Source organism: Streptomyces sp. NPDC054794, assembly GCF_053611585.1.
On sequence record NZ_JBSHAQ010000057.1, the window covers coordinates 1 to 16420 of the forward strand.

16 protein-coding genes and 1 pseudogene are annotated in these 16420 nt (G+C 71.4%); 6 read left to right on the forward strand and 11 right to left on the reverse strand.

Going from position 1 to position 16420, the window contains the following annotated elements:
• Positions 1–231: 231 nt before the first annotated feature.
• The 3 genes from ACWGKT_RS39540 to ACWGKT_RS39550 are packed head-to-tail and all read left to right on the forward strand — an operon-like array spanning position 232 to position 1836.
• On the forward strand, positions 232–831 hold the full coding sequence (locus ACWGKT_RS39540) for a sulfite oxidase-like oxidoreductase (protein WP_453277478.1): 600 nt from the start codon (positions 232–234) through the stop codon (positions 829–831).
• Between the two features lie 2 nt (positions 832–833).
• The gene (locus ACWGKT_RS39545) at positions 834–1544 is read left to right on the forward strand and encodes a ferredoxin reductase (protein ID WP_453277479.1); all 711 of its coding nucleotides are present in this window, start codon (positions 834–836) and stop codon (positions 1542–1544) included.
• A 19-nt stretch (positions 1545–1563) separates the two neighbouring features.
• On the forward strand, positions 1564–1836 hold the full coding sequence (locus ACWGKT_RS39550; protein WP_356157188.1) for a DUF6510 family protein: 273 nt from the start codon (positions 1564–1566) through the stop codon (positions 1834–1836).
• On the opposite strand, the gene ACWGKT_RS39555 is transcribed toward ACWGKT_RS39550, so the two are convergent.
• Entirely contained in the window at positions 1826–2305 is a 480-nt protein-coding gene (locus tag ACWGKT_RS39555) for a hypothetical protein (protein ID WP_453277480.1), read from the reverse strand. The two genes, ACWGKT_RS39550 and ACWGKT_RS39555, sit on opposite strands and share 11 nt — an antisense overlap.
• 21 nt (positions 2306–2326) lie before the next feature.
• Between ACWGKT_RS39555 and ACWGKT_RS39560 the strand changes: the two genes are divergently transcribed.
• The gene (locus tag ACWGKT_RS39560) at positions 2327–3367 is read left to right on the forward strand and encodes a Gfo/Idh/MocA family protein (RefSeq protein WP_453277481.1); all 1041 of its coding nucleotides are present in this window, start codon (positions 2327–2329) and stop codon (positions 3365–3367) included.
• Positions 3368–3518: 151 nt separating this feature from the next.
• Here the strand turns inward: ACWGKT_RS39560 and ACWGKT_RS39565 are convergent, their stop codons facing one another.
• The 9 genes and pseudogenes from ACWGKT_RS39565 to ACWGKT_RS39605 all read right to left on the reverse strand — a co-directional run bounded on the left by ACWGKT_RS39565 (position 3519) and on the right by ACWGKT_RS39605 (position 13723).
• Positions 3519–5384 (reverse strand): ABC transporter ATP-binding protein, encoded by a 1866-nt coding sequence (locus ACWGKT_RS39565; protein WP_453277482.1) that lies wholly within the window; start codon positions 5382–5384, stop codon positions 3519–3521.
• Positions 5381–5818, reverse strand: coding sequence for a lasso peptide biosynthesis B2 protein (locus ACWGKT_RS39570; protein ID WP_453277483.1), 438 nt, complete (start codon positions 5816–5818; stop codon positions 5381–5383). Before ACWGKT_RS39570 ends, ACWGKT_RS39565 begins: the two co-directional genes overlap by 4 nt.
• On the reverse strand, positions 5815–6069 hold the full coding sequence (locus ACWGKT_RS39575) for a lasso peptide biosynthesis PqqD family chaperone (RefSeq protein ID WP_356157174.1): 255 nt from the start codon (positions 6067–6069) through the stop codon (positions 5815–5817). The genes ACWGKT_RS39570 and ACWGKT_RS39575 overlap by 4 nt, the downstream gene beginning before the upstream one ends.
• A gap of 37 nt (positions 6070–6106) precedes the next feature.
• Positions 6107–7957 (reverse strand): lasso peptide isopeptide bond-forming cyclase, encoded by a 1851-nt coding sequence (locus tag ACWGKT_RS39580; protein ID WP_356157171.1) that lies wholly within the window; start codon positions 7955–7957, stop codon positions 6107–6109.
• 26 nt (positions 7958–7983) lie between these two features.
• Positions 7984–8094 carry a keywimysin-related RiPP gene (locus ACWGKT_RS39585; protein WP_107047813.1) on the reverse strand — a complete coding sequence of 37 codons (111 nt, stop codon included), beginning with the start codon at positions 8092–8094 and terminating at the stop codon, positions 7984–7986.
• Between the two features lie 961 nt (positions 8095–9055).
• Positions 9056–10579, reverse strand: a complete 1524-nt coding sequence (gene exaC / locus ACWGKT_RS39590) for an acetaldehyde dehydrogenase ExaC (protein WP_453277484.1) — start codon at positions 10577–10579, stop codon at positions 9056–9058.
• A 94-nt stretch (positions 10580–10673) separates the two neighbouring features.
• Positions 10674–11942, reverse strand: a complete 1269-nt coding sequence (locus ACWGKT_RS39595) for a GAF domain-containing protein (RefSeq protein WP_453277485.1) — start codon at positions 11940–11942, stop codon at positions 10674–10676.
• A gap of 125 nt (positions 11943–12067) precedes the next feature.
• Positions 12068–12667 carry an N-acetylmuramoyl-L-alanine amidase gene (locus ACWGKT_RS39600; RefSeq protein WP_356152491.1) on the reverse strand — a complete coding sequence of 200 codons (600 nt, stop codon included), beginning with the start codon at positions 12665–12667 and terminating at the stop codon, positions 12068–12070.
• Between the two features lie 43 nt (positions 12668–12710).
• Positions 12711–13723, reverse strand: a pseudogene (locus ACWGKT_RS39605) (acetamidase/formamidase family protein).
• A 455-nt stretch (positions 13724–14178) separates the two neighbouring features.
• On the opposite strand from ACWGKT_RS39605, the gene ACWGKT_RS39610 reads away from it, so the two are divergent.
• Positions 14179–15111, forward strand: coding sequence for a DUF4232 domain-containing protein (locus ACWGKT_RS39610; RefSeq protein WP_453277486.1), 933 nt, complete (start codon positions 14179–14181; stop codon positions 15109–15111).
• A 132-nt stretch (positions 15112–15243) separates the two neighbouring features.
• On the opposite strand, the gene ACWGKT_RS39615 is transcribed toward ACWGKT_RS39610, so the two are convergent.
• The gene (locus ACWGKT_RS39615) at positions 15244–15735 is read right to left on the reverse strand and encodes an NUDIX hydrolase (RefSeq protein WP_453277487.1); all 492 of its coding nucleotides are present in this window, start codon (positions 15733–15735) and stop codon (positions 15244–15246) included.
• Positions 15736–15828: 93 nt separating this feature from the next.
• Between ACWGKT_RS39615 and ACWGKT_RS39620 the strand changes: the two genes are divergently transcribed.
• Positions 15829–16420, forward strand: a 592-nt coding sequence (locus ACWGKT_RS39620; RefSeq protein ID WP_453277488.1) for an alpha/beta fold hydrolase, incomplete at its 3' end; no start/stop codon positions are given.

The following is a 16420-nucleotide window of genomic DNA, read 5'->3' on the forward strand; positions in this document are numbered from 1 at the left end:
CGCCGTCCCCCGCCCGATGTCGGGCGCGGCCCTGACCGCCGCCGGGGGCGGCGCCCCGCGCGGCCCGGCGGGCGCGCCCCACCGCGCGGACGCGTGCCCTGTGGAACGCGTCCGCGCGGCGGCCTCGCGCCGGAGCCCGGAGCTCCGAGTGGTGCGGCGCCTTTCGCCGCCCGACACTGAATGCCGAGCCCCCGCACGTGACGGCGGTGTCCGTGCTCAGGAGATGACGCCGTGAATTCCTTCTCACCCGGCTTTCGGGGCCGCGGTCGCCAACTGGCGCAGCAGCTGCCCCCCGGCCAGTACCCGACCGAGCAGTTTCCGGTGCTGTCGGCGGGCCCGACCCCCAAGGTGGCCACGGAGACCTGGGCCTTCACCATCACCACCGAACTCGGCGCCACGCACAGCTGGACCTGGGACCAGATGATGGCCCTGCCGCAGCAGGAGACGGTCAAGGACATCCACTGCGTGACGCGCTGGTCGAAGTTCGACACCGCGTGGCGGGGCGTGTCCCTGGACGCCTTCTTCGAGGACGTGGAGACGGCCGCCGACCACGCCCTCGTGACCAGCTACGGCGGCTACACCACGAACCTCCCGCTGGAGGACCTCCTCGACGGCCGGTCCTGGATCGCCCACACCTACGACGGCTACCCGCTGTCCCCGGAGCACGGCGGCCCCGCCCGCCTGCTGGTGCCCCACCTGTACTTCTGGAAGTCGGCCAAGTGGGTGCGCGAGGTGCGCCTGACCCTGGAGGACGAGCCCGGATTCTGGGAGAGTGTCGGCTACCACAACTACGGCGACCCGTGGCGCGAGCAGCGCAACTGGGGCGACTGACGATGTCCCTCACCTGGCTCCGGGCGCGGCTCGTCGAGCGCCGGCCGCAGACCGACACCGCCCGCACCCTGGTCTTCACCGTGCCGGACTGGCCCGGCCACCTGCCCGGCCAGCACGTCGACGTGCGGCTCACCGCCGACGACGGCTACCAGGCCGTACGCAGCTACTCCCTCGCCGCGCCGACCGACGGCGCCCGGATCGAACTCGGCGTCCAGGCGGTGTCCGACGGCGAGGTCTCGCCCTACCTCGCCGACGTCCTTCCCATCGGCGCGGAGGTGGAGATCCGCGGTCCCCTCGGCAACTGGTTCGTCTGGCGCCCCGGGCAGACCGACCCCGTCCTGCTCGTGGCGGGCGGTTCCGGTGTCGTCCCCCTGGCCGCGATGATCCACGCCCACCGCGAGGCCCACTCGCGCAGCGCCTTCCACCTGCTGTACTCGGTGCGCACCCCGGACGACGTCTGGTACGGCGACAGCCTCACCGACCACGACCCCGGCCTCGACGTGGACTTCGTGTACACGCGGCAGGCCCCGTCCGGCAGCGACCGCGCACCCGGCCGGGTCACGGACACCGACCTGACCGGGCCGGTGTCCCGGCTCCTGCCGGCCAGTCCCGCGTACGTCTGCGGCCCCACGGGCTTCGTCGAGGCCGTCGGTGACCTGCTGACCGGCCTCGGACGCGACCCGGCGACCATCCGCACCGAACGCTTCGGCTGACCCACCCTGGGAGGAGCCCATGCCCGACACGGTCGCTCACCTGGACGGCAACTGCCTCGCCGGCCCGCTCTCGGAGATCCTCTCGGTGGAACCCACCACCGCGTGGTGGCGCTGCCCCGAGTGCGCCCGCTCCGGCCCGCTCGCCGAGCTGCACGTCTACGGACCCGAGCCCGGCCTGACCGCCCGCTGCCCCGGCTGCGCCTACATCGCCCTCCGGCTGGTCAGGGAGGACGGCCACATCTGGCTGACGTTGGGCAGCGGGACGGGGGCGTTCCGCTTTCCTACCGCCTAGCCCGGCTGCGGCGGGGCCGGCGTCGTCGCCAGCGCGCGGGCCCCCGCCGTCGTACGGTCGCGGTCTGGGTGGCCACCAGGTCCAGCAGCAGCCCGCGGAAGGCGGCGAGCGTGAGGGTGGCCAGGGCGGGAGCGCGCTCCCGGTCGGTGATCCCGGCGGTGACGAGCTGGTCGCCGACGAGCGCGAGCCAGTCGTGGACGATCCCGTCGAGGAACTCCCGGTAGCGCTCCGGCTCGCGCACCGCGTAGCCGTACGCCTCGAAGAAGAAGCGCCAGTAGCCGGTCTGGTCCGGAGCCGACATGGCGTCCCGGACCGCCTCGATCGCGCGGTTCGGCTCTGCGGCGGCCAGCACCGCCGGGTTCACCTCCAACACATGCCGGTCGTGCGCGCGGAAGGCCACGAAGATCTCCGCGACGAGCTCCTCCGATGCGCCGGCTCCGGTCCTGGGCTGCCCCGCAGGCGGGGACATGGCGCTGGCACACTGATCGCCATGTCCACGAGCCTCAGGGTCGGGCTGCTCGGAGCAGCCGCCATCGCACCGAGCGCACTGATCAGGCCCGCGCGGCAGGTACCGCGCGTCACCGTGAGCGCGGTCGCGGCCCGCGACCGCACACGCGCCGAGAAGTTCGCGCGCCGACACGAAGTCCCTGTCGTACACGGCAGTTACGAAGCACTGCTCGCCGACCCGCACGTGGACGCCGTCTACGTGCCCTTGCCGAACGGGCTGCACGCCGAGTGGACGCTGAAGGCTCTCGAAGCCGGCAAACACGTACTGTGCGAGAAGCCCTTCACCTCCAATCGCGCCGAGGCCGAGCACGTCGCGGACGCCGCCGACGCCGCCTTCGCACGCAGCGGCCTGGTCGTGATGGAGGCCTTCCACTACCGCCACCACCCACTCGCCGCGCGGATGCGGCAGATCGTGGAGAGCGGCGAACTCGGCACCCTGCGCCACGTCGAGGCCGATGTGTGCTTCCCGCTGCCTCGTTTCGGCGACATCCGCTACGACTACGCACTGGCGGGCGGCGCGACGATGGACGCGGGCTGCTACGCGGTGCACGTCACCCGGCTGCTCGCCGGCGGCGATCCGGCGGTGACGGCGGCACGGATGCGGACACTGCGCAAGGATCCCCGCATCGACCGCGCGATGACCGCTGAACTCGCGTTCCCGGAAGAGGTGACCGGACGCGTCCGCGCGTCCATGTGGTCGCGCCGCGTGCTGTCGATCCGCGCCCGCGCGGTCGGTACGGCCGGCGAACTGGACGTGACCAACTTCGTGATGCCCCAGCTCTACCACCGCTTGACGATCCGCACGCCGCGGCAAGCGGGAGGCCGCGTGGTACGGCGCGAACACCTGCCCCGAACCCCGTCGACCTACGCCTGCCAACTGTCGGCATTCGCCGCGGCGATCCTGGACGGCTCCCCGGTCCTCACCTCGGCCAGGGACGCCGTGGCGACGATGACCGTCCTGGACGAGATCTACCGCGCCTGCGACCTGCCACTCCGCGGCGCGACCCGGGACCGAGGGAACTGACGGACACGGCGTAGATGTTCACCGTCTGCTGGTGGTACAGCTGCCGCACCGCCGTTGATCAGCAGGAACGGGGTTCATGGACGTGACGGCCGGGCCGATGGCCCGTGCGTGGTCCGGATCTCGGCTTGCCGCGCCGCGAGGACGGAGCGCTTCAACCGTCTGTCCGCCCTCGCTTGCCGATCCCCGGCTCCCCGCCCGCCCGGAGCATCTGGCTCGCGGCCAGCTCGCGATAGAGGGCGCTGCTGACCAGCAATTCCTCGTGGCGTCCGCCGGTGGTCGTGCGGCCGTCCTGGAGCACCACGATGTGGTCGGCGTGCTGCACGGTGGACAGACGGTGGGCGATGACCAGCAGGGCGCACTCCTGGGCGACATCCTTCATGACGGTGGTGAGCGCCGATTCGTTGATCGCGTCGAGGTGGGAGGTGGGCTCGTCCAGCAGGAGCAGCGAGGGTCGGGCCAGCAACGCGCGGGCGAGGGCGACGCGTTGACGTTCGCCGCCGGAGAGGTTGCTGCCGCGTTCACCGATGACAGAGGCCAGGCCCTCGGGCAGCCGGTCGACGACCTCTTCGAGCCGGGCCAGTTCGACGACGCGCCGGATCTCCGACTCCGTGGCGTCGGGCACGGCGTAGGTGATGTTGTCGCGCAAGGTGCCGTGGACGACATGGGTGTTCTGGTCGACCACGGCGATGTCTCGACGGCAGGCGCCACGGGTGAGTTCGGTCGCGGGCCGCCCATCGAAGAGCAAGGTGCCCGCATCCGGCTCGTAGAACCTCGCCACCAGGGCGAACACCGTGCTCTTGCCGGCGCCGGACCGGCCCACCAGGGCCACGTGCCCGCGATGCGGGACAGCGAACGAAACACCGCGGAGGACCGGCCGCTCCGGGACGTAGCCGAAGTGGACGTCGCGCAGCGCGAGGACGGGCTGTTCGCGGGAGCCGGACGGCCCGGTCGGCCGCAGTGTGGGTGTGCGGTCCTTCGGGATCCGGGGTGCGGTGGGCTCCACGGGAAGGCGGAGTGCCTCGTCGATGCGCTGGTAGGCGCCCATCCCGCGTTGGACGAGACCCACGGCGCGGAAGACGGAGGACAGCGGCAGGACGAGGTACGAGGCGTACAGCAGGAACGCGACGAGGTCACCGAGGGAGCCGGCATGACCGCCTACGCGCAGGCCGCCGACGACCAGGACGATGAGGAATGAGCCTTGGACGGCGAGTTCGACGGCGGAGCTCATCACGGAGGCGAGCTTCGCGGCGCGCACCCCCGCGCCGTAGGCCGCATCCACACGGGTGCCGATGCCGGCCGCCTCCCGCTCCTCGGCGAGGTGCACGCGGACCATCGGCAGGGCGCCCAGGGCGCGTTCCATATCGGCGGCGACGGCACCGACCGAGCCCTGCATGTGTTCGGACGCGTTCCTGATGCCCGTGAGCAGCGAGGCGACCACCACGGCCGCCGCTGCCACGGTCATGGCGACCAGGAGCAGAAGCAGAAGGTCCAGCCACGCCATGAGGGCGATCGCCCCGGCGGCGACCAGACTTCCCGTCACGAGATCGACCAGGGCCTGCGAGACGACCTCCCGCAGCAAAGTGGTGTCGGCCGTCACCCTGGAGATGAGGTCGCCGCCCCGGTGGCGGTCGTATTCCCTCATCTCCAGCCGTAGCAGCCGACCCACCAGCCGGTGGCGGAGTTGCCGTACGACGCCTTCGCCCATCCGTTCCAGAAGGAAGCGTCCTGCGGCCCCCGTCGCCGCCTCGACGACGAAGAGCGTGCCCAGGAGTACCAACAGCGGCCAGATGACCTGTCCGCGGCCGCTCGCGTCCACGACCTGCTTGGCGACGAGTGGCTGCGCCAGTCCCAGGGCGGAGCCCACGAGGGTCAGTACGCAGGCGACGGCGATGGCGCTCCGATGCCCGGCGGTGAGCCGGTACATCGTGGCCACCGCCGCCAGGGTGGACTTGTCGGCTTCGGCTTCGGCTTCGGCGACCGCGGCCCGGCCGCCGTGCGGGACCGTCGCGCCGGTCATCGGTCAGTAGGCCGTGGCAGCGGGTCGACGGCCACCAGCCGGGCGAAGTAGCCCTGCGGGACTCCCTCGCCGACGGGACGGCCTTCAGCCTCGATCCAGGCGTGCGCGGTGAAGGGCGGGGTGACCCGTACGCCGGTGCACCAGGTCGGCCATGTTCCGCCGAGCCGGCACAGCAGTGCCGCTCCCAGGGAGCGCGGCAGGCACCCCTTCGGTCCGGCGCAGCGCAGGCTGGCGGCGCACATGGCGTCGCGTGCGTTCTGGGCCTGCGCGGTGGTCGCGGGCGCGGCGCCGCGCCGCAGGATGCCGAGCACGGTGCGGATGTGGCGGGGCGGCAGCAGGGCGAAGACGACGGCGGGGAGCAGGACGAGGCGGGCGGTGAGGCGTCGGGCCAGGGGCACACCTGTGGGCCGCTCCAGCGCGCTGGGCGTCGTCATGAGGCGAGCCCCGAGTCGCGCAGCTCCCGTACGAGCGAGTCGACGTCCTGCAGGGCCTGCGCCTGGTCGATGTCGAACTCCTGGACCAGGGCGGCGGCCGCGTCCGCCTCCTCGCCGCCGTCCAGCAGCGTCCGCACCACCAAGGTGGCCGTCGGGTTCAACTCCCAATAGGCACCAGCCTGTTCGTCCAGCAGCACCGTGCCGTAGTCGGTCTCGGCCGTGGAGACGTTGTCGCCGAACCGCAGGGGCATGTGAGGACCTTTCTGACGTGTTTGACAGGGGATGCGGTCAGGGTTGTGGGACACGGATGCGGCCGCGGGCAAGCCCGCGCAGCCACACCTCCGCGGCGATCGTGGAGTAGAGGATGGCGTCGGAGAGCCCTGGGGAGGCGGGCCGCCGGGCGAGGCGGCGCAGTTCGGCGCCGTCCACCAGGCCCAGCTCCGCCAGCCGTGAGTCCTCCCACAGGGCCAGCAGGTCGGCGCGGTGTTCACGCAGTCCATTGGAGGCGTCCATGGAGGCCGTGGCCTTGTTGCTGCGCTGCAGGCACTCCTCGGGCACGATCCCGCGCATCGCGGCGCTCAGGACGGGCTTGTACCGCCAGGGCGTGACGCGCTCGCTCGGACGTACGGCGAGACACGCCTCGATGACGCGGTCGTCGAGGAAAGGAGAAGCCATCGGCAGGCCGGCGCGGGCCGCCATCCGGTCCCACTGCCGGATGACGCGGGTGCACGAGCGGATCTGCTCCAGGTCGGTGTGGAGCCCACGGTCCGGATGCAGCGGAGAGGCCGTCGCCGCAGCATCGAGCAGTGCCCGGCGGGCCATCCGCTCGGCCTCGGGAGTCACCCAGTCGAACAGGCGCGGAGCCATGCCCCAGCCGAGACCCGTTGCGACGGACGGGGGCAACGGGCCACGTAGGTCACCGGCGGCGTCGGCTAGCCACTTCCCGTACGGCCGGAAGTCGGCGAGAGCGCGGAGTGTGCCGCCGAGCGGCCATTGCCACAGCGCCCGGAACCCGCGCAACTGGCGCAGGGCGAACAGCGGACGGGTGCGCAGCAGCCGGTGATAGTACGCCTCGGAGCACCATGCCACGTGGTCGCCGCCGATACCGGTCAGATGCAACCGGCTGCCGCGTGCGGCGAGGCCGGGCAGGTGGTGCAGCACCCGGGAGCGGTCCATGACGCCGATGGTGGGTTCGTCGAGGAGGTCGTCGATGCCGAGCAGGTCCTCGTAGACCAGCGGCGAGGCGTCGGCGTCCCAGACCACGTGCTCGACGTCCGGCAGGTACCCCATCGCCCGCTCGGCCCAGGACAGGTCGGTGTCCGCCGGATCCCGTCCCGGCCACGTACTGGCCACCACGCGGGCGGGGGAGCGGTCGGCCAGGAAGCAGACGGAGGTGGAGTCCAGACCCCCGGACAGGTCGCAGCTCAGCACGCCGCCCTGATGGGTACGCGCGCCGACGGCCTCCTCCAGCGCCGTCCGGATCAGGGGCGCCGCTTCGGCAAGCGGCAGGACCGGCTCCGGCGGCGTCCACCACCGAGTGTGCCGTACGGTGCGCCCGTCAGCGGCGACGACCACGGCGGCCTGCGGAGGAACGGCGGTGACCGCACGCCACATTGACGTCTCGAACAGTGGGTACGGGGCGGGCCACAGCAGCCTGACGGCCAGTTCCTCCACGTCGGGGTCCAGGTCCAGGACGGTGGCCAGCGTGTCGGCGCGGGTCGCGGCCACTCGCACGCCGTCGATCTCCGCGTGGAAGACGAGTCGCAGTCCGGAGGCGGTGCCCTGCACCCTGATCTGTCCGTCGAGGGCGCCGACGAGGTGGAAACTGCCGGGGAGGGATCGGGCCAGTGCGTCGAGCTCCGCGAGATCACGCAACCGTGCGGCCCGGCGCCGCAGCTCGTCGGCGTCGATCGGGCAGCAGCCGACGACGGCGAGGGAGGCGCCGCCGGCGCCCGCCGTGACGACCTCGTCGTCGTGCCAGTGGCCGACCAGCCAGGGCCGGCCCGACGCATGCGCGAGGGTCCGGCTTCCGGGGCGGGCGAAGGAGCGGGCCGCGGCGGCCGCGTCCGCACGGTCCGTGAAGACCGCGAAGTGCGCGTCGCCGGGGCCCGTCCCCGCACTTTCGTGCAGTTCAGTCATGACGTCGGGTCAAGGACCGTCGGTCGTCAGTTCTTGCTCAGAATCAGCCGGTCGTTGCCGGAGCGCTGAAGGAGCCCCGTCTCCTTCCGGAAGGTACCGAGTCGGACGAGCGTCGGTGCCTCATACGCCTTCTTCATGACTACTCCTCACGTGCAGGGTTGCCACCCATTTCCCTGACCGACGGCCCACGGGACTGGCCGATGTGCTGTCGGTCGGCCCAGGGCTCATCGGGAACCCGGGCCAGGAAGCGGGCGCAGCAATAGCTAGCTGATGAGTGTGAGATCAAGGCAAGAGGCCTCGCGAAGCTCGGATAATATGCAGAATTCGAATCCCCTGGGTTGTGCACCCGCTCTCGTTTTGGTGGTCACCGGCGCGGCATTGTCGTGCGACCGGGGTGTACGCATGCTCGAATGAACGTTTTGACGTGCGTTCCGGCAGTTGCTCGCCGCACCTGACAGGACGCTTCCGACACCCGCCACGGGTGGGCGCCGCCGGGGCGCGCTCCATGCCCTCGACGTGCTCCCCTTCGCGTCGCTCCACTCCGAACCGTTCACCAGAGATCTCGCCGGCGGACCGCGTGCAGGCGACTGGTTCGGATTTCCGCATCCACGATTCCCGGCTCGGCAGAGAATCTTGGGCATTCGCCGATCGAGTGTGCGCCGTGGAGGGCGCCTGGCGGGCATCTGCCCTCTTCAGGCGCCCTTTGCTGCGCCGGGAGGAAGTCCGAGTGGCGGGCCTGCTGCACGACCACCACGGCCAACGTCGCGCAGAACTGCGAGATCGACCACGACCTGCTCGCCGACAACCTGCGCCTGCCCGACGGGCGTACGGAACCCTGCTTCTGCGGCCTGCCCGAGGGCCCGCACGGCTCGGCGAGGTCGAGGCGCAGGCCCCGCGGCCGCAGACCGCCGAAGCCGCCGCATGAGCCGGCGCAGCCGTCGACTACACCTACCGCCGTCCCTCGCGCCGGACCTCGGCGCTGCGCGGGAGCTGGGCCGAGACGGTACGCATTCCCACCGATGCCGGGAGCCCGGTGCTCAGCGGGAGGGAGGGCCGCCTGGCCGTTGATCCTCGTGCCGGGCGGCCGTGTTGTTCGTTCTAGAAGAAGCCGAGTTTCTTGGGGGAGTAGCTACAAAGAATGTTCTTCGTCTGCTGGTAGTGCTCCAGCATCATCTTGTGCGTCTCGCGGCCGATACCGGACTGCTTGTAGCCGCCGAACGCCGCGTGCGCGGGGTACGCGTGGTAGCAGTTGGTCCAGACGCGACCCGCCTGGATGGCCCGGCCCGCGCGGTACGCGGTGTTGATGTCCCGGGTCCACACGCCGGCCCCGAGGCCGTACAGCGTGTCGTTGGCGATCTTGATGGCGTCGTCGAAGTCGTCGAAGGAGGCCACCGAGACGACCGGGCCGAAGATCTCCTCCTGGAAGATCCGCATGCGGTTGTCGCCCTCGAAGATGGTCGGCTGGACGTAGTAACCGCCCTTCAGCTCGCCGTCGTGCTCGATACGTTCACCACCCGTGAGGATCTTGGCGCCCTCCTGGCGGCCGATGTCCAGGTAGGAGAGGATCTTCTCCAACTGGTCGTTGGAGGCCTGGGCGCCGATCATCGTGTCGGTGTCGAGGGGGTGCCCCGGCTTGATCAGGCGGGTGCGGGCGACCGCCGCTTCGAGGAACTCGGCGTAGTTGCCGCGCTGGACCAGGGCCCGGGACGGGCAGGTGCAGACCTCGCCCTGGTTGAGCGCGAACATCGTGAAGCCTTCGAGCGCCTTGTCGCGGAAGTCGTCGTCGTGTGCCCAGACGTCGTCGAAGAAGATGTTGGGCGACTTGCCGCCGAGCTCCAGCGTGACCGGCTTGATGTTCTCCGAGGCGTACTGCATGATCAGCCGCCCGGTCGTGGTCTCACCGGTGAACGCGACCTTCGCCACCCGGGCGCTGGACGCGAGCGGCTTGCCCGCCTCCACGCCGAAGCCGTTGACGATGTTCACCACGCCCGGCGGCAGCAGGTCCGCGATCAGGCTCATCCAGTAGTGGATCGACGCCGGGGTCTGCTCGGCCGGTTTGATGACGACCGCGTTGCCCGCGGCGAGGGCGGGCGCCAGCTTCCACGTCGCCATCAGGATCGGGAAGTTCCACGGGATGATCTGGGCCACGACACCGAGCGGCTCGTGGAAGTGGTACGCCACCGTGTCGTCGTCGACCTCGCCGAGCGAACCCTCCTGCGCGCGGATCGCCCCGGCGAAGTACCGGAAGTGGTCGATCGCCAGCGGGATGTCGGCCGCCAGGGTCTCGCGCACCGGCTTGCCGTTCTCCCAGCTCTCCGCGACCGCCAGGGGTTCGAGATAGGCCTCCATCCGGTCAGCGATCTTCAAGAGGATGTCGGAGCGCTCGGTCACCGACGTCCGGCCCCAGCCGGGAGCTGCCGCGTGCGCCGCGTCGAGCGCCCGCTCCACGTCCTCCGCGGTACCCCGCGCGACCTCGGTGAACGGCTGTCCGTTCACCGGCGACGGGTTCTCGAAGTACTGCCCGCGGGCCGGCGGCACGTACTCGCCGCCGATGAAGTGGTCGTAACGCGCCTGGTAGGAGACGATCGCGCCCTCGGTGCCGGGCGCCGCGTAACGGGTCATGCTGGTCTGCCTCCTTCAGCGGGCTGCCCGCCGTTGGGCAGCTCCCGCCGGGGAGGGTAGGAAGGCGGACGTTGCAACCACGTTGCGTCGCGGGTCAGCGCGGGGTCCGGCGAGCGGGCGCCGCCAGCTCCGCTTCCAGCGCCGCCAGGTGCGCTCGTACCGGCGCCGTCGGCCGCACCGCCGCGAGGGCCCGCCACACCTGCAGGTCGTCGTCGCCCCAGCGCGTGTGCGCCCAGTCCGCCAGCAGGTCGGGGTCGCGGCAGGCGATCAGCGCCGTACGCAGCCCGTCGGCGAGGAGCTGCCTGAGCCGCACCACCGCCGGGGCCTGCGAGCCGGGCAGCAGCGGACCGGTGTACGCCGCCGACGCCGCGGAGACCGCACCCGCCTCCAGACGCCGCTCCACGACGGCGACGTCGGACTCGACCGGGGCCGTCAGCCGGTACGGCCTCGACGCGAGCAGCCCCGGCCCGAGGATCCTGCGCAGCCTGGCCAGCTCGGCGCGCAGGGTCACCGGCGTCACCGACTCGTCCTCGTACAGCGCGCACAGCAGCTCGTCGCCGGTCAGACCCTCCGGGTGACGGGCCAGCAGCACCAGGAGCTCGCTGTGCCGGCGGCTGAGCCTGAACGTCCGCCCGTCCAGCAGGAGCAGGGCCTCGTCCCGGCCCAGCGCGGTCAGGACGGGCGTGCCGACGGCGGGCGGCGGCGGGGCGAGCAGTGCCAGCTGCGACTCCGCCGCGCGCGCCACGGCCTGGACGAAGCCCAGACTGTGCGGATGCGCGAGCCCGTCGCCACCGGTGATGTCGACGGCGCCGAGCACCCGGCCGGTGCGTGGATCGTGCACCGGCGCGGCCGCACACGTCCACGGCTGCACCCGGCGGATGAAGTGCTCCGCCGCGAAGACCTGCACCGGCCGGTCGACGGCCACCGCCGTGCCGGGCGCGTTCGTCCCGACCGAGGTCTCCGCCCAGCGCGCGCCCGGTACGAAGTTCATCCGGTCCGCCTTCCGCCGGGTCGACGGATGGCCCTCGACCCACAGCAGCCTGCCGTGCGCGTCGCACACGGCGAGCAGATGCTCGCCGTCGGCGGCGAACGAGCCCAGCAGCTCCCGGAACAGCGGCATCACCCGGGCCAACGGATGCTCCGCGCGGTAGGCGCCGAGATCCCCGTCCGCGAGCTCCACGCTCGCGGTGCAGTCCGGCCCCACGCCCGCCCGCGCGGAACGCCGCCACGAGTCCGCCACCACCGACCGCACCGGACGCGGCACGACACCGGCGGTGGTGAACGTCTCGTGCGCCCGGCGCAGCGCACGGACGCGCTCGGCAGGGTCGGCCCCCGGCTCCAGGGCCACCCACGGATCGGTCAACACGGCCTCCCCGGACGACGATGCGGCTGGGGACATCGTCACTCGGGGTGTTCGCGCCGACAACCGTTTCGACCGTCCTCGCCCGAACGACGGACACCGCACCGGCCACGGACGCCGCTTTCCGGTCAGGCGAAGTTGACCAGTCTGATGTAGCGGACCCAGTCCCAATGCGGCCCCGGATCGGTGTGATCGGTGCCGGGCACCTGGTAGTGCCCGATGATGTGCTGGCGGTCCTTGGGGATGCCGTACGCGGAGCAGATCGCCGCGGTCAGCTTCGCGGACTCCTCGTACAGGGCGTCGGTGAAGTAGTCGGGCTGATCCACCCACCCCTCGTGCTCGATGCCGATGCTGCGGGTGTTGTAGTCCCAGTTCCCGGCGTGCCAGGCGATGTCCCGCTCCCGGACGCATTGCGCGACGTGCCCGTCGGCGGAACGGACCACATAGTGCGCCGACACCTGTTTCTTGGGGTTCTGGAAGATCGAGAGCGTGTCCGGGTACGACTCCTGGGTGACGTGGATGATCACCCGGTCGATCGCGTGGGAGTCGGGACGGCTGGAGGCGGTGTAGTTGGAGCCGCTCGCCGCCTGCCACTCGGCGAGCGGGTAGTCGACGGCCTCGGGCTGTGCTCCGGCGCGCGCGTCGGGGAGCAGCGCGTACGGAATGGAGGCGAGGGCGGCGCCCTTGAGGAGCCGTCGCCTGCTGGGAAGCGGTCGTGCCCGGTCCATGTCGGTGTGCCTTTCGGTGTGGGGGTGATGCCTCGGAGTTCGATCAGCGCCGGAGTGCCTCGGCCGTCTCACGCAGCCGGGCGTGCAGCCCGCGGTATGTCTCGCGCCGGCGCAGCCATTCCTTGCGGATCTTGGCCACGCAGGTGCAGTTGGTGTCGCACACGTTGGCCAACGGCGATTCCACCGCCTGGGTTGCGAACTGGTACGCGTCCAGCTCAGCGAACCCGTAGTCGCGCACCAGCCGGCGCACCAGGTCCAGCTGGGATATCCGGAAGGCGTCCTCCAGCGGGCGTGCCGAGCCGGTCGAGACGATGTGCGTGTCCGACTCCAGGCGGGGCCAGGGTGTGGTGACTCCCTTGAGGAGGTCGACGATCACCACCGTGTTCATCGCGCACTCGACCGCGACCCCGCACGTCTCGCCCTCGCCCTGCCGGCATGTCCGTCACCGAGACTGAGCAGGGCCCCTTCGACGTTCACCCCGAGGTAGCAGGTGACACCGGCCCGCATCTCGGGCGTGTCCATGTTGCCGCCGTGCGCGTCGGGCACCAGCGCCGAGCGCACCTCCAGGTCGGCCGGCGCCACGCCCACGGTGCCGTGCCTGGGGTCCAGGGGCAGTTCGATCTCGATGTCGCTCTCGTGCGTCCGGAACAGGGCCGTGCGCCGGGTCCGGTCCAGCTGCCGGATCCACACCGTTTCCGGCAACGGCGGCTGCAGTGTCGCCGTGGTGTGCGTCGACGTGAGCGCGCCGAACAGGGGGACGGTGGTCGACGCGGCCCAGTTGCGGGCCGGTTCGATCGACACGAAATGCACGGCGACCGTGTCGTCCGGCTCCGCGCCCTCGATGTGGAAGAGCCCGGTCTGCGGATTGAGGAACGGGAACTCGCAGACCTCGGACACGAGATCCTTCTCGGATCGCGCCCGGCCGCCGAAGCAGTCCTCCGTGTACAGATCGAGGACCGTGCCCGGCGCGATCCGTGCCACGGGCGGCACACCGCCGAACGTCCAGGCGAACTCACCGGGTTCGGGACGCACGGTCAGGATGTGGGGGGTGGTCATGCTGCACATCTCCTTTCTGTGGGGGCGGGGAGGGGAGAGGGCGGAGGAAGAGGGAGAAGAAGAGGGAGAAGAAGAGGGAGAAGAAGAGGGGTGATGCCGGGGAGGGGGCAGGCGAATTGCGTCGGGGTGAGGTCGCATCAGCACGGAACGCCGTGGACAGGCTTGTCGCAGGCGCGATCAATACGGACAGAGGCGGGCTGTCATCCTGGGCAATGCCTCCGTCACGGCGACCGGTGGCTGCGCCTCGCGTGAATCACGGTACGGCGCTCGCCGGTTGGGTCAAAGCGCGCGGCGTGGTTCGGTGGACGGCGCCGGATCTGTGGACAACTCGGCCACCCGATCGAGTGAACTCGGCGAGTACACAGGCGACTTGAGTCTCCGCTGTAACGTTCCTGTGACCGGAGGAGTGGCCTCCGCCATAGCTCCCCGTGATCACGTGCTGGTCGACTCGGCGGATGCGTGCCACCCCTCTCGGCCTGTCAGCCATCCTCGCCGGCCTCCTGCTCCTCACCGCCTGCGGCGATCAGCGGCAGGGCTCGTCTCGCCGGTCCGACAGCCCTGCCTGCGGCCCCACCCTGTCCTCGCAGGCCACCGGGTCCCAGTCGGCCTATGGCGCCGCGTCCCAGAAGTCCGACGACGCCGCGTCCCGGCAGCCCTCCGGCGAGGAGACGGGAGGCGTCAGCATCACGGATCCGGGCGGCGGGTCCCACGGCTGCGCCGTCTTCCGGGTCACCAACCGCGAGGCGGAGCCCTTCACTTACACCATCACCTTCAAACTCCGCTCCGGCTCCGGTGCCGCCCCGGAACTCAGGACCCGGAACGTGCCGTACGTCCAACCCGGCCGGGCCGTGACGGGCACCGTCGACCTCGGCTCGGACCTGCCGGAGGCGTCGGCGTGGTCGGGCATCGAGATCATGAAAGTGAGGAGCGTCCCCGTCGACGAGGCACCGGTCGAAGGCGGGCCCTGCCCGTCCTCGGGGCTACGTCTGTACGCCGACCAGGGCGATGCCGCGATGGGCCTGCGGGTGGTGACACTCCATCTGGAGAACTGCGGCACGCGCACGTACCGGCTCGACGGCTACCCTCGCGTCAGCCCCTTGGGCGAGGATCACAAGGTGATCGACACCGTCCGGGTGCTGCGCGACGGTTCCTCCGTCGCCATGAGCACCGGAGCCGACGGCCCGCCCCGGCCGCTGGCCCTGGAGCCCGGCGACCGCGCGTACGCCGGTCTCGTCTGGCGCAACACCGTCCTCTCCGGCACCCCTGTGAACGCCCCGTACGTCAGGGTGTGGGCCAAACCTGGCGCCCATCCGGTGATGGTGACGCCGGAACTCGACCTGGGGACCACGGCCAAGCTCGCCGTCGGTCCGTGGAAGAAGGGCGCGTAGGCGTCGAGGAGCGGCAGACGAACGCAGCGGACGGGCACACGGAAACGGACGACGGGCACACCGACGCGGAGGAAGGGCAGGCGGACTCGGAGGAGGGGCAGGCAGACGCAGAGGAGGGGCGGGCAACCGGCATCACTGCGGCACCCCTTCCCGCAGATACGCGAAGCTTCCGGACAGGGCGGCCGAGTGCAGCGCGGTCAGCGTGGGCAGGGTCGCGGCGAGCGTTGTGTCGGCCAACTCGTCCAGCGAGAACAGCCCGTGCCGGTCGTGTTCGTCGCTGAGGCGGACGAACGTGTCCCCGGTGAGGGTGCCGCCGTAGAAGAAGCAGTCCAGGACCGGCCCGGTGCCGAGGACGTCGGCCCGGTGATCGATGCCGATCAGCCTCGGGTCCGGACCGAGTGCGACGCCGGTCTCCTCCAGCATCTCCCTCTGTGCCGCCGTCCAGGGGTCCTCGCCGTGGTCGAGCATCCCGCCGGGCAGCCACCAGCTCCCGGCGAGGGGCTGCCCGCTTCCGTACCGCAGGAGCAACATGCGGTCCCTGTCGTCGAGCACCAGTACGCACGATGCGAGGAGGGCCTGGGGCTGACTCTTGATCCATTCCTCACGGGGCACCCAGTCCGCCACGAACGCCTCCCTGCTCGTAGGGGGATCTCGTCCGCACCCGCCCTGCCGACAATCCGGTTGTCCCGCCCCGCGCCTGCTGTCAGGGTCGGGCCCATGCCCACCTTCTCCGCGCACGACGGGACCGAGCTGGCCTACCACGTCCTCGGCGACGGACCTCCGCTGATCTGTCTGCCGGGCGGGCCCATGCAGGCCTCCGCGTACCTTCGTGATCTGGGCGGGTTGTCCGCGCACCGGAAGTTGATCCTGCCAGACCTCCGGGGGACCGGCGACTCCGCCGTGCCGGAGGACACCGGTTCGTACCGCTGCGACCGACTCGTCGAGGACGTGGAGGCGCTGCGCGCACATCTGGGCCTTCACACGCTGGATCTGCTGGGGCATTCGGCGGGCGCGAATCTCGCCGTGCGCTACCTGGAGCGCCACCCGGACCGGGTGGGCAGGCTCCTCCTGATCACGCCGAGCGTCATGGCCGTCGGAATCACGGTCACGGGAGCCCTCCGGCGTGAAACGGCGCTGCTGCGCCGGGACGAGCCCTGGTTCCCTGCGGCGTTCGCGGCGCTGGAGGCCATCGTCGCCGGCCGCGCGACCGCCGACTCGGGGCGGGGCCGCGCGGCCCGGGAGGAAAGGGGGGGGGGGGCCGCCCCGCGCCCCCCCCAGGCACCGCCCCCACCGGGCCCGGCGGCCGGCG